Annotated in this window: 13 protein-coding genes and 1 pseudogene; 8 read left to right on the top strand and 6 right to left on the bottom strand. The window is 66.2% G+C overall.

Annotated elements, in window-relative coordinates; all coding sequences use genetic code 11:
* Window positions 1–84: 84 nt before the first annotated feature.
* Window positions 85–519: an adenosylmethionine decarboxylase gene (gene speD / locus BS74_RS07955; RefSeq protein WP_038057714.1), complete on the bottom strand. Its 435-nt coding sequence runs from the start codon at window positions 517–519 to the stop codon at window positions 85–87.
* 340 nt (window positions 520–859) lie between these two features.
* Between speD and sdhC the strand changes: the two genes are divergently transcribed.
* From sdhC to BS74_RS07935, 4 genes are read left to right on the top strand one after another with little or no spacing between them, the layout of a single operon-like run.
* Complete coding sequence (sdhC, locus tag BS74_RS07950; protein WP_038057711.1) at window positions 860–1,225, top strand: succinate dehydrogenase, cytochrome b556 subunit; 366 nt, start codon at window positions 860–862, stop codon at window positions 1,223–1,225.
* Complete coding sequence (locus tag BS74_RS07945; RefSeq protein WP_038057705.1) at window positions 1,215–1,610, top strand: succinate dehydrogenase hydrophobic membrane anchor subunit; 396 nt, start codon at window positions 1,215–1,217, stop codon at window positions 1,608–1,610. Before sdhC ends, BS74_RS07945 begins: the two co-directional genes overlap by 11 nt.
* A gap of 1 nt (window position 1,611) precedes the next feature.
* Entirely contained in the window at window positions 1,612–3,345 is a 1,734-nt protein-coding gene (gene sdhA / locus BS74_RS07940; protein WP_038057703.1) for a succinate dehydrogenase flavoprotein subunit, read from the top strand.
* 8 nt (window positions 3,346–3,353) lie between these two features.
* Window positions 3,354–4,052: a succinate dehydrogenase iron-sulfur subunit gene (locus BS74_RS07935; protein ID WP_038057701.1), complete on the top strand. Its 699-nt coding sequence runs from the start codon at window positions 3,354–3,356 to the stop codon at window positions 4,050–4,052.
* A 143-nt stretch (window positions 4,053–4,195) separates the two neighbouring features.
* Here BS74_RS07935 and aspS read toward each other — a convergent pair.
* The 4 genes and pseudogenes from aspS to BS74_RS07915 form a co-directional block, all read right to left on the bottom strand.
* A pseudogene (gene aspS / locus BS74_RS07930) lies at window positions 4,196–5,463 on the bottom strand (aspartate--tRNA(Asn) ligase).
* 112 nt (window positions 5,464–5,575) lie between these two features.
* Window positions 5,576–5,875, bottom strand: a complete 300-nt coding sequence (locus tag BS74_RS07925) for a hypothetical protein (protein WP_038057699.1) — start codon at window positions 5,873–5,875, stop codon at window positions 5,576–5,578.
* Window positions 5,862–7,160, bottom strand: coding sequence for a phospholipase D-like domain-containing protein (locus BS74_RS07920; RefSeq protein WP_038059046.1), 1,299 nt, complete (start codon window positions 7,158–7,160; stop codon window positions 5,862–5,864). Before BS74_RS07920 ends, BS74_RS07925 begins: the two co-directional genes overlap by 14 nt.
* A 41-nt stretch (window positions 7,161–7,201) precedes the next feature.
* The gene (locus BS74_RS07915) at window positions 7,202–7,957 is read right to left on the bottom strand and encodes a TatD family hydrolase (protein WP_038057697.1); all 756 of its coding nucleotides are present in this window, start codon (window positions 7,955–7,957) and stop codon (window positions 7,202–7,204) included.
* Between the two features lie 60 nt (window positions 7,958–8,017).
* On the opposite strand from BS74_RS07915, the gene BS74_RS07910 reads away from it, so the two are divergent.
* Complete coding sequence (locus BS74_RS07910; protein WP_038057695.1) at window positions 8,018–9,004, top strand: lipocalin family protein; 987 nt, start codon at window positions 8,018–8,020, stop codon at window positions 9,002–9,004.
* 46 nt (window positions 9,005–9,050) lie between these two features.
* Window positions 9,051–9,704, top strand: coding sequence for a flavodoxin family protein (locus tag BS74_RS07905; protein ID WP_038057693.1), 654 nt, complete (start codon window positions 9,051–9,053; stop codon window positions 9,702–9,704).
* A 4-nt stretch (window positions 9,705–9,708) separates the two neighbouring features.
* On the opposite strand, the gene tsaB is transcribed toward BS74_RS07905, so the two are convergent.
* Window positions 9,709–10,248, bottom strand: a complete 540-nt coding sequence (gene tsaB / locus BS74_RS07900) for a tRNA (adenosine(37)-N6)-threonylcarbamoyltransferase complex dimerization subunit type 1 TsaB (protein WP_038057691.1) — start codon at window positions 10,246–10,248, stop codon at window positions 9,709–9,711.
* A gap of 40 nt (window positions 10,249–10,288) precedes the next feature.
* Here tsaB and BS74_RS07895 point away from each other — a divergent pair, with 40 nt between their 5' ends.
* On the top strand, window positions 10,289–11,482 hold the full coding sequence (locus tag BS74_RS07895) for a carbohydrate ABC transporter permease (protein WP_038059043.1): 1,194 nt from the start codon (window positions 10,289–10,291) through the stop codon (window positions 11,480–11,482).
* Window positions 11,472–12,665 carry a carbohydrate ABC transporter permease gene (locus tag BS74_RS07890; protein ID WP_038057689.1) on the top strand — a complete coding sequence of 398 codons (1,194 nt, stop codon included), beginning with the start codon at window positions 11,472–11,474 and terminating at the stop codon, window positions 12,663–12,665. Before BS74_RS07895 ends, BS74_RS07890 begins: the two co-directional genes overlap by 11 nt.
* The last annotated feature ends 5 nt before the right edge of the window (window positions 12,666–12,670 follow it).

Raw genomic sequence — 12,670 nt, 5'->3', positions numbered from 1 at the left:
AAGCCTCCTCCTATAACCTAGAGAGGAAGGATGAGCCCAAAATGAAAAACCCGGGGCAAGCCCGGGAAAGGGGGTGCCTTTTCCTTAGCCCACGCGGGCCTCGAGGTATTCCCGCTCCCCCAGGACGATCTTCCGGGCCAGCTCGGGGTCCTTGGGGAACTCCTTGCCCCGGTTGATCATGTAGGTTTCGTAGCGGCCGATCTCAAAGACCGCGGTGAGCTTTCTCAGCACCTGGGCCATGTCAAAGGCCTTGCAGGAGAAGATGTCTATGGAAAGGAAGCGCTTTTTGGGGAAGGTGTGGATGGCGATGTGGCTTTCGGCGATGATCACCACCCCGGTCACCCCATCCTCCCCTTGAGGCCCGTAGCTGTAGACGAAGGGGGGGAGCACCTTGGTCATCTCCATTTCCTCGGGGAGCTCGTCCAGGACACGGCGCACCAACTCGGCATCCCGGAGCTTTTCGGGGTTGGCGTCGTAGCCGTCCACCATGAGATGCGGGCCGAACCCAAAGAGTTCCATCCTAACCACCTCCTTCCCGTGCCCCCCGGGGTATCCCCCCGCGGCACGCCCCCCATTATGCCCCCCCTCCCCCCCCTGTCAATACCACGTCTCCAGGCGGGAAAACCCCGGGGGCTTGCCCGGGGAACCTGGCCCTGGGGGGGGCTTGGGGGTGGGAAGAGGAAAATCCCTTTCCTTGGACCCAAAATAGGGGTAGGGGGTATAAAGGGCAGCTTGGCACCCTGGGGGCGATGGGGGAGCCGGGCGGGTGCCCCGCCTCGCCTTGGGCTGGGGTGGTATAAGCTGTGTCCCACACTCTCCTTAAGGAAAGTGGTATGATGGCGGCCGGTAAGGAGGTGCCATGTACAGGGGAAGAGAAGGGCAGTGGGCGTTTTACCTGCACCGGCTCTCGGGTCTAGGGATCCTGGTTTTCCTGATGCTTCACGTGGCCAACATTTCCAGCGCCATGTGGGGACCGGAGGTGTCCAACGCCCTTATGAAGTTCTACCATCAACCGGTCTTCCAGCTTGGGCTACTTCTCCTCATCGCCGGGGTGATCTACCACGGGTTCAATGGCCTCCGGATCATCCTCATGGACTTCACCTCCTGGGGGGTGCGCTACCAACGTCAGCTTTGGTACGGGGTCTGGGTTCTTTTCGTGGTCTTCTACCTGCCCTTCTTGGTGAAGATCGGGGGCGGGATTCTTGGGGGTAGCCATGGCGATTAGGTCCAAGCGGTATCAGGAGGCGAGGCTCGAGGCCAGCACCAACCTCGAGCTCTACTGGTGGGTTTTCATGCGCATCTCCGGCGTGGTCCTGGTCTTTTTGCTCCTGGGCCACATGTGGATGAACGCCATCCTTATGGACCTCAACAAGATCGACTACGACTACGTGGCCAAGCGGCTTTCCCAGACCACCTGGAAGATCTACGACCTCTTGATCCTGGCCCTGGGTCTGTTGCACGGAGCCAATGGGCTTCGCTATGTCTTGGACGACTGGGTTCGTAACCCCTCCAGGCGGTTTTGGACCAAGGCGGTGCTCTACAGCCTGATAGCCTTTCTTTTCCTTCTGGGGAGCCTTTCCCTTTTCAACCATGATTTTGGGGTGAACTAGTATGGCGCACAGACACGAGGTCATCGTGGTAGGCGCAGGCGGCGCGGGCCTGGCTACAGCCCTTTATGCGGCCCGGGAAGGCGCGGACGTGGCGGTGATCACCAAGCTCTACCCCACGCGAAGCCACACCGGGGCCGCCCAAGGGGGGATAGGGGCGGCCTTGGGCAACGTGGAGGAGGACCACTGGGAGTGGCACATGTTTGACACGGTGAAGGGGGGGGACTACCTCACCGACCAGGACGCCGCCGAGGTCTTCGCCAAGGAGGTGATCGAGGCGGTCCTGGAGCTGGAGCACATGGGCCTCCCCTTTGACCGGCTCCCGAACGGCAAGATTGCCCAGCGCCGCTTCGGCGGCCACACCAAGGACTGGGGCAAGGCCCCGGTGCACCGGGCGGCCCACGCCGCGGACCGCACCGGGCACATGATCCTCCAGACCCTCTACCAGCAGTGCGTGAAGCATAACATCACCTTTTACAACGAGTTCCATGTGACCGACGTCATCCTGGAGGATGGGGTGGCCAAGGGGCTGGTGGCCTACGAGCTCGCCACCGGGGAGCTTCACCTCTTCCAGGCCAAGGCCATCGTCATCGCCTCGGGGGGCTTTGGCCGCATCTACAAGGTGACCTCCAACGCCTACACCCTCACCGGGGACCTGCAGGCCATCCTCTACCGCAAGGGGCTCCCCCTGGAGGACATGGAGTTCTACCAGTTCCACCCCACGGGCCTCTACCCCTTGGGCATCCTCCTCACCGAGGGGGCCCGGGGGGAGGGGGGCATCCTGAGGAACGCCCTGGGGGAGCGCTTCATGGAGCGCTACGCCCCCACCATCAAGGACCTGGCCCCCAGGGACATGGTCTCCCGGGCCATGTACCTGGAGGTGCGGGAGGGCCGGGGGGTGGGTCCTAAGAAGGACCATGTGCTCCTGGACCTCACCCACCTGCCGCCAGAGGTCATTGAGAAGAAGCTTCCCGACATCACCGAGTTCAGCCGCATCTACCTGGGGGTGGACCCCCTGAAGGAGCCGGTGCCGGTGATGCCCACCGCCCACTACGCCATGGGGGGCATCCCCACCACCCTTTGGGGCCAGGTGATCCAGGACGAGAAGAACACCGTGGTGCCCGGGCTTTACGCCGCCGGGGAGGCGGCTTGCGTGAGCCTGCACGGGGCCAACCGCCTGGGGACCAACTCCTTGGGGGACCTGGTGGTCTTTGGTCGGCGCGCGGGGATCCATGCCGCCCGCTTCGCCAAGGACGCCGACTACCACGAGCTTAAGGCCGACCACCTGGGCGAAAGCCGCGAGCGCATTGAGCGGATCAAGAACTCCACCGGCAAGGAGAAGGTGGCGGTGCTTCGGGCCGAGCTCCAGCAGTCCATGATGGACCACGCCTCCGTCTTCCGCACCGGGGAACTCCTCGCCAAGCAGGTGGAGATCCTGAAGGAGCTCATGGACCGCTACCGGAACATCTCCATAGAGGACAAGGGGGATGCCTACAACACCGAGCTGGTGGAGGCCCTGGAGCTGGGGTACCTCCTCGAGGTCTCCGAGGCCCTGGTGCACTCCGCCTTAAACCGCACCGAGTCCCGCGGGGCCCACGCCCGGGAGGACTACCCCGAGCGGGACGACGGGAACTGGCTCAAGCACACCCTGGCCTACAAGGTGGCCGATGGGAAGGTGGCCTTCCGCTACAAGCCCGTGGTCCTGGGCCGCTTTGAGCCCAAGGCCCGCACCTACTAGGAGGCGCCATGCAGGTTACCCTGAAGATCCTCCGCTTTGACCCCGCCAAGCACGAAAAGCCCACCTGGCAGACCTACCAGGTGGAGGCCGAGCCCACCGACCGGGTCCTGGACCTCCTGCACAAGGTGAAGTGGGACCAGGACGGCACCCTGGCCTTCCGTCGCAGTTGCGGCCACGGCATCTGCGGCTCCGACGCCATGCTCATCAACGGGAAAAACCGCCTGGCCTGTAAGACCCTGGTGAAGGACCTGGGAAGCGTGATCACCGTGGAGCCCATCCGGGGCCTGCCGGTGGAGAGGGACCTGATCGTGGACATGGAGCCCTTCTTCGCCGCCTACCGGGCGGTCAAGCCCTACCTCATCAACGAGGAGCCCCCTCCCGCGCGGGAGCGCCTGCAAAGCCCCGAGGAGCGGGAGCGGTTTGACCACGGCACCAAGTGCATCCTCTGCGCTTCTTGCACCACCAGCTGCCCGGTCTTCTGGGTCAACGGGACGTACCTGGGCCCCGCGGCCATCGTCCAGGCCCACCGCTTCATCTTTGACTCCCGCGACCGGGGGAAGAGGGAGCGCTTCAAGGCCCTGGGCTCCGGGAGCGGGGTGTGGCGGTGCCGCACCGCCTACAACTGCACCGAGGCCTGCCCCCGGGAGATCCCCGTGACCCAGCTCATTGAGGAGGTCAAGCGGGCCATCCTCTTTGACCGCTTCTAAGGGCCGTTGCGTGCGGGTTGCCGCAATAGACGGGTAGAAGCTGCCCGAAGCCTTTCTGGGGCCCCCGTCGTGGCGCAAGCCACGACGGGGTAGTTAGCAGGCTTTTCCTTAGGGCCTCGTTGGGGCGGAGGCCCCAGCGGGGTTTACGGGGTTAGGCGGTGCCGGTCCCGGGGGAAGGCCCGGGCGTAGCGCACGTTGGGCAAGCCTAGGAGCTTTTGCGTGAGCCTTTCCGCCCCGATGGCGAACCCCCCGTGGGGGGGCATCCCGTACTTGAAGACCTCCAGGTAGCCCTTGAAGCCCTCCAGGTCCATGCCCTTGGCCTTTAGGCTTTCCACCAGGTCCGGGTAGCGGTGGATCCTCTGGCCCCCGGAGGTGATCTCCAGGCCCCGGAAGAGGAGGTCAAAGCTCCGGGTGGTGCCGTCGGGCTCGGGAAAGGTGTAAAAGGGCCGGAGGGCTTTGGGGTAGCGGGTGATGAAGAGCCAGTCCGAGCCCCAGCGCTCCTTGGCGTACTGGCCCAAAAGGCGCTCCGCCTCCTCGGAGAGGTCCTGACCCACGGGGTAACCCAGCTCCTCCCTGAGGATTCTCCGGGCCTCGGCGTGGGTCAGGCGGGGCACGTCCTTGGGGAAGGAGGGCCATTCCGCCCCCAGAAGCTGGATCTCGCTTCCGGCGCTTGTTAGGGCCTCCTCCAGCATCTCCTGGAGGAGGTTTTCCTCAAGGCGCATGAGGTCCTCCTCCTCCCCGATGAACCCCATCTCCACATCCAGGGAGAGGTACTCGTTCAGGTGGCGGCTGGTGTTGTGCTCCTCCATGCGCCAGACCGGGGCCACCTCGTAGACCCTTTCAAACACCCCCACCATGATCTGCTTGTAGAGCTGGGGGGACTGGGCCAGGTAGGCCCGGTGCTCAAAGTAGTCCACCCCGAAAAGCCCCGAGCCGCCCTCGGCCCCCGCCCGCACCACCTTGGGGGTGAAGATCTCCGTGAAGTCCTGCCGGTCCAAGTAGCGCCTAAAGCCCCGCACCAAGGCCGCCTGCACCCTAAGAGGGGCGCGGGCCTTTTCCCCCCTTAGGGTGACGTAACGGTATTCCAAAAGGGTGTCGGGGCTGGCCCGCCACTCCTCCTTGGGGATCTCCACCGGGGTGGGCTCCAGGGCGGGGGAGAGGACCTCCATCTCCTTGGCCTGCACCTCGAGGCCCCCGGGGCCTTGGGGTTGGCCACCACCTGCCCCCTTACCCGCAGGCTGCTTTCGGGCAAGGGGAGTTTCTGTCCCCCGGTCACCACCTGCACGATGCCGCTTCGGTCCCGTAGCAGAAGGAACTGCACCCTGCCCAGGTCCCGCCGCCAGTGGAGAAAGCCCAAAAGCTCCACCTCTTCGCCGAGATGCCGCCTCAAGTCCTTGACCAGAACCCGCATGCTCCCTCCTCCTAAGGTCCAGCCCCCCGGCCATGGGGGACCGGGGGGCTGGACGGCCTTGCCCCCCGTCTAGGCGTTGTTACCCTGGGGCAGACGCATATTGCCCCTGAGTTTAGGGGGTTTCTTTCCCCAGGTCAAGGCGCTCAAAGGCCAGGACCAAGGAGGGCAGGTCCTCCAAGGGCACCACGGCAAAGAAGTTCTCCTCCAGTTGGTACCGGGCCGCCCACTCTCCTTCCACCCCGGCCAGGCTTAGGGGCCTGGCTTCCTCCTTGAGGAAGCGGAGGCGCCTTAGGCGCACGTCCCCCCCTTCCGCGTAGAAAACCTGGTAGACCAGGCCCCCTCGGCGCTTTTCCCCGTAGAAGCCCCCTTCTATGGGGCTCACCTCGTAACCCAGGGCCCTAAGGGCTTCCATCCAGCACCTCGAGGGCCGAGGGATCCTCCAGCACGATCTCGTAGTACCCGGCGTAGAGGACGATGCGCCCCCTGGCCCTGACCTTCTTCCCCAGGTAGCTTTGGGGGAAGGGTTGGCGGAAGAGGGCGTAGCTTTTGGGGAAGACCACCAGCCTGAGGTCGCTTTCCCCCGTACCAAACCGGAGGAAGGCCACGGTGCCCCTGTCCTCCACCTGCTGGATCACCCCCTCCACGGTGGCGATGCGCCCGAAATGCTTGGGGGCCTCCTGCCAGGGGATGGTTTCGGCCAGGGGCGGCAGGGCGAAGGGGTTTTCCCTGAGGCCCGCCTGGAAGTCCCTTTCCATCACGGAAAGGAGCCTGGCGAAGGCCTCCGGGGCCTCTTGGCGGGTGAAGCGCACGGCGAGCTCCCGGTTGGCGTTCAGGGAGTTGGCGCTCAGGTTCAGACTCCCCAGAAGGGCCACCTCCCCGTCCACCACCAGGGCCTTGGCGTGCACGTAGGGGTCGGGTAGGAAGCGGAGCTCCGCCCCCGCCTGACTGAGCTCTTCCGCCCCCGCCAGGAAGTAGGTGTCCCCGGGTTCCTGGGGGCTGCCCACCAGGCGGACCCGGATCCCCTTGGCCAGGGCCTCCTTGAGCGCGGCCACCACCTCGGGATCGGCCATGGCCTGGTGCTCCAGGAAGACCTCCCTCTTGGCCCCGCGGATGAGGGCGAGGAGGGTTTCCCGGGCGTTGCCCTCCTTGACCCCGCCCAGGGTGCGGCTGGGAGCCCATACGAGAAGCGCCTTGGAGAGGTCCAGGCGTCTACCCTCCCAGTCCGCTTCAAAGACCTGGACCACCTCGGCCACCTGCCTGGGGTCGTCCAGGAGGAGGGCGTACTCCCGGTTGGCGCTAAAGGAGCTGCCCGTGAGGTTCATGGTGCCCACCCAGGCCAGCTTCCGGTCCACCACCAGGCTCTTCTCGTGGACGAAGACGAAGCGGAAGGGGGTGGTGAGCCGGACCTCCACCCCCCGGTCCTTAAGGGCCTGGTAGACCGAGAGGTCCACCCGCCCCCCGGAGGGCTCCCGCTCCAGGAGGACCCGCACCTTCACCCCCCGGGCCACGGCCTCCCCCAAGGCCTCCACCACGTCCAGGCGGCTTGGGGTCCAGAGGTACATCTTCACCAGGACCTCCTCCTTGGCGGAGGCGATGAGGTCCAGTAGCGGCTTGACCCCGTCCTCCGGTTCCACCACCAGCCTGGGGGCGGCCAGGGCGGGTAGGAGGAGGAAGAGGAGTAAAAGGAACCTTCTCATGCCGCTCTCCATTCTGCCCCATGGGGATCTGGCGGGGGGCTTTACGTCCACCGGAAGCAGGTGGCCGCGTTCTCGTCGGTGATGGACTCCATTTCCGCCCAGGCCATCCCCCGCACCTCCGCCAGCTTGGCCAGGGTGTGGCGCACGAGGTGGGGGAGGTTGCGCCTTCCCCGGTGGGGCTCTGGGGGCAGGAAGGGGGAGTCGGTCTCCACCAGGAGCCTGTCCAGGGGGAGCCTTTGGGCGGCTTCCCGCAGGGCCTGGTTTTTCCTGTAGGTGAGGGGTCCCGCGAAGCTGAAGTAGGCTTCCACCCGAAGGCCCGCCGCCTCGAGGGCCGGGTGTCCCCCGAAGGCATGGAGAACCACCCTCTTGGGGCGGTGGGCCATAAGCCAGGCGGCCAGGTCCTCCTCCGCCTGCCCGTCCTTGCTCCGCACGTGGAGGACCAGGGGAAGCCCCAAGGCCTCCGCCAAGGCCGCTTGGAAGTCCAGGGCCTTGAGCTGGGCGGGCTTGGTCTCGGGGGTCCAGTAATAGTCCAGGCCGCTTTCCCCGATGGCCCGCACCCGGGGGTGGCGGGCGTAATGCCTCAGGGCCTCTTCCACCTCGGGGGAGAGGAGGTGGGCCGAGGTGGGGTGGAGGCCCACGGCGGCGTAGACGTTCCCTTCCGCTAGGGCCAGGGTCTTCTCCCAGCGGCCCGGGTCCACCCCCAGGGTCAGGACGGCCTTGAGCTCGGGGAGGTGGGCCTTGGCCTCGGCCAGCTCTTCCTCCTCCAGGAAGTCCAGGTGGGCGTGGGTGTCGGTCATGCCCCCCAGTCTACGGCCAAGGCCACACAAGCCCGGGCGCTTCCCGGATAGAGTGGGGTTGTGCGGCGCCTCCTCTTCCTCCCCCTGCTCCTTGGGGCCTGCGCCCCCGCCCTCCTGGGGGTGGACCCCAAGAGGCTTCCCGATCCCAGGGACTGGGACCCCAGGCCGGCGCAGGTGGAGTGGTGGTACGCCTCGGGGTGGGCGGAGCCTTACGCCTTCCACTACGCCTTCTTCAAGGCTTATCCTCCCCCTGGCTACCGCATCCTGGGCCTTCCGGGAAGCCTCTTCGGGGCCTTCCACGCCATACATTTGGCCCTCACCGACCTGCGCACGGGGGAGAGGGTGTTTTTGGAGGTTTCCGACCAGGACCTCTGGGCTCCCCGGGGCCAGGCGGCGCCGGGCCCCTTCCTGGAGGTTTCCGGCTGGCGGTTCTGGCGGGAAGGCGAGGCCTTCCGCCTCGTGGCCGGTCCTTTGGACCTCACCTTCCTTCCCCTGAAGCCTCCCGTGGTCCACCCCCCCGGCTACTCGGGCACCCAGGAGACGGGGCGGCTCTACTACCAGTCCTACACCCGGGCGGAGGTCCGGGGCCGCATCCGGGAAGAGGAAGCCCAGGGGGAGGCCTGGCTGGACCACCAGTGGGGGGAGCAGTTCGCCGGGGTTTCCGCCACCTGGGACTGGTTCGGCCTCCACCTCTCGGACGGCTCCGAGCTCATGGCCTACCAGGTGAAGGGCCGGTCGGGGGAGGTGGTCCAGGTTCTGGGGAGCCGGGTGGATCCCCTGGGGCGGGCGGAGGCCCTGGAGCTGGCCTTCGTGCCCCTCGAGGCCTGGACCAGCCCCTCGGGGCGCACCTACACCCTCTCCTGGCGCCTTCTGGGGCCGGGGTTGGACCTGGTGCTCCGCCCCCTCTTCCGGGAGGGCGAGATCCTTTCCCGCACCACCCGGGTGGCGTACTGGGAGGGCCCGGTGGTGGGGGAGGGGGCCTTCAGGGGGTATCCGGTGCGGGCCCGGGGGATGGGGGAGTTTGTGGCGGGGCCTTGGCGGCCTTAGGGTGCGCATGCTATGCTAAAAGGGGTTTAGTGTTTGGGTGATAGGTATGGGCTTACGCGTGCTCGGCGTTAACGCATCGGCACGGACGGACGGGTTTACGGCGGAGTTGCTGGACGAGGTGCTGGAGGCGGCCAGACGCAAGGGGGCCACCACGGAGCGCCTGGACCTGGTGAAGCACCCCTTTCCCTTCTGCGTGGGGAACTATTCCCTGGACCCCACCGCCTGCGGCCCCGAGACCTGCGTGCAGGGGCCCTGGGACGGGTTTGGCAAGGTGGCGGAGAAGCTCCTGAACGCCGACGCCGTGGTCTTCGCCACCCCGGTTTACTGGTTCAGCGTTTCTGCCCGGATGAAGGCCCTCCTGGAGCGCATGACCTCCATGGAGAACCAGGGCCTCTTGAACCTGGGCAAGCCCATGGCCCTTCTGGCGGTGGCGGAAGAGGAAGGGGCCAGCCAGGCCCTTTCCCAGATGCTCCTGCCCCTCAGCTACATGGGTTTCGTTCTGGCCCCCCTGGGCCTGGTCTACGCCCACCGCCGGGGGGCGGTGACCCTTAAGGAAAACCCGGAGCTCCTGGAGGATGCCCGCATCGCCGGGGAGAACCTGGTGCTCATGGCGGAGAGACTTAGGGGCACCCCTTTCCAAGAACCCCTTCCCAGCTACCAGTACCGCCTGCCCCGGCCACCCCAGGTGGCCGCCGACTGAGGCCTCAGAGGTAGAGGGGCTCCACCCCCTCGCGGGCGAAGGGCAGGAGCTCGTAGAGGGCCCGGGGGTCCGGGGGTGGGTCCAGGAGGAGGCCCGCTTGGGGGAGCTCCTCCGCTTGGAGCTTGCGGGGAGGGAGAAGCTCTTTGGGCCTTCCCTCCCGCCTGGCGTAGGTGGCCCCGTAGTAAAGGCGGTTCCTGGCGGTGAAGAGGGGGGTTAGGGGAGGGCCGCCCTCCTCTAAAAAGGGCCAGCAGGCGGCCAGGAGGGAGCCCACGCCGTAGACCCTAGCCCCTTGGGCCAGGGCGATGCCCAGCCCCGCGGCCAGGGCGATGCGGAGGCCGGTGTAGGACCCTGGGCCTTCCCCCAGGACCAGGGCCCCGATCTCCTCCTTGCGGGCGCCCACCTCGGCCAGAACCGCGTCCAAGAGGGGGAATAGGGCCTCCTCGTGCCGCCTTTCCACCCGCACCACCCTTCCCAAACCCTCCTCCCCTTGGAAGAGCCCCAGGGAGAGGTAGGGGGTGGCGGTGTCCAGGGTCAGGGTCCACATGGCCTTTATCCTAAAGGCCCTTGATATACTCCGGCTCGGAATGCGCGGGTTTCCGCTCCACCTGCTTCTGAGCCTGGGGGCGTTGCTCACCCTGGCGGCATACGCGGAGCGCCTCCGCTTCCTGCCGCCTTGGGCGCTGGAGGTGGGCCTAGGGGCGTACGCCCTCCTGGCCCTTTGGGGCCTCCGCCATGGCCTGCCTTACGCCCTGCTCCTCCTGGGTCTTTTGGCCCCCTGGGTTCCTCCCGCTCCCTTCCTGGCCCCCCTGCTCTTCGCTGTCTTCTTCGGGCGTACCCTGAGCGAGAAGCAACAGGGAGCCTTCTACGGCTGGGCCCTGGTCTGGCCTGCCTTGGCCCTGCTTTTGGTGTGGCACGTCTTCCCCACCTTTTACGCCTTCTACCTGAGCCTTTTTGAGAAGGTGAACTTCCTGCGTCCCGCGGCCTTTGCGGGGCTGGAGAACTACCGCATCCTCCTCCAAGACCCCCTTTTCTGGAAGGCTTTGGGCAACACCTTCTGGTACGTGGTCTTCACCGTGCCGGTGGGTCTTCTCCTGGCCACGGGGGTGGCCATCCTCCTCAACACCCAGGTGGCCTTCCTGGGGTTCTACCGCACCCTCTACTTCCTCCCCTACATCACCGCCCTCACGGCGGCGGCGGCGGTGTGGCGCTGGATCTACCACCCGGAGTTTGGCTTTCTCAACTGGGTGCTCGGCACCCCAGGCCTAGACTGGCTGAACACCCCCAAGGGGGTGTTTGCCCTTCTCCTCGAGCCCCTGGGGATCCCCCTCCAGGGGTTTTGGGCCGGCCCCAGCCTGGCCTTCGTGGCCATCATGGTCATGAGCGTGTGGCACTTTCTGGGCTACCAGGTGGTGATCCTCCTGGCGGGGCTCCAGGCCATCCCCAAGGAGTACTACGAGGCGGCGGAGCTGGATGGGGCGAGTTTTTGGCAAAAGCACCGGCTTATCACCTGGCCCCTCCTTTCCCCCACCACCTTTTTCCTCTTCACCCTCGGGCTCATCGGCGCCTTCCAGGTGTTTACCCAGGTCTACGTCCTCACCCCCACCGCCGGGGTGTTGCAGGACACCCTGACCCTGGCCTTTTACCTTTACAACAAGGGCTTCCGCGACTCGGATTTCTCCTACGCCAGCGCCATCGCCATGGTGACCTTTCTCCTCATCCTGATCCTTACCTTGGTCCAAAGGCGGGTTTTGGAGAGGCGGGTGAACTATGAGATTTAGACCCGGTGCCCTGCTCGTGCACCTGCTTCTTCTGACGGGTGGGCTGGTCATGGCCTTCCCCTTTTACTGGATGCTGGCCACCAGCCTGAAAAGCCCCCAGGAGGCCCTGCAGGCGAAGCCCATCTGGATTCCCGAGCGCATGAAGCCGGCGAACTGGTTCCAGGCGGCCCGGCTGGGGGATAGCCCCCTTTGGGGTGGGCTGGGATCAGGAAGGAGCGTGGAGCTGGTCTTCCCTGGGGATGCCGCGCGCCCTCCCCGGGCCTTTGTGCCCCGCACCCCTGGGGCTTTCTTTGACCCCCGGGCGGACGGCACCCGGGTGGAGGTGGCCTACCGGGAAGGGGCTTGGCGGGTGCGGCTTACCAACGCCACGGAGGCCCCCTTTCGCGTCCTCCCCCTGGTGGTGCTTTGGCCCAAGGAGGTTCCTCTGGAAGCGCCCTTGCCCCCCGACGCCCTCCGCTCCCAAGGGGAGTACTGGCGGCTGGAGTGGGTGAACGCGGTCCCTGGGGTTTTGGGGTACGTGTTCCACAACTACCTCGAGGCCTGGCACGCTGCCCCTTGGGGGCGCTACTTCTTCAATAGCTTCTTCACCGCCCTGACCCAGGTGGCGGTGGGGCTCTTCCTGGCGGCCTTGGCCGCCTTTGCCCTGGCCCGCATTCCCTTTCCCGGCAAGGAGGCGGTGTTCGTCCTGATCCTAGCCACCATGATGGTGCCGGGGGAGGTGCTCCTCATCCCCAACTACGTCCTCCTGGCCCGACTGGGCTGGCTGGACACGTACTATGCCCTCGTCGTCCCCTGGCTGGCCTCGGTGTTTGGCATCTTCCTCCTCCGGCAGTTTTACCTTTCCTTGCCCCAGGACCTTTTTGATGCCGCCCGGATTGACGGGGCGGGATACCTGACCCAGCTTTTCCGCATCGCCTTGCCCCTGAGCCTACCCGGGCTGGTTTCCTACGGCATCTTCACCTTCCTCGGGGCCTACAACGCCCTCCTTTGGCCCCTCATCGTCACCCAAAGCCCGGAGATGCGCACGGTGCAACTGGGCCTGCAGGCCTTCGTTTCCGAGGCGGGCTCGGATTACGGGGCCCTCATGGCCGCCAGCACCTTCGTGATCCTGCCGGTGATCCTGGGGTACTTCTTCGCCCAGCGCCAGTTCATCCAGGGCATCGCCCGGTCAGGGCTCAAGTGAGCCTG

It is taken from the genome of Thermus amyloliquefaciens, assembly GCF_000744885.1.
In the GTDB taxonomy this organism is placed as follows: Bacteria; Deinococcota; Deinococci; order Deinococcales; family Thermaceae; genus Thermus; species Thermus amyloliquefaciens.
This window is presented reverse-complemented; position numbering and strand designations above follow the sequence as displayed.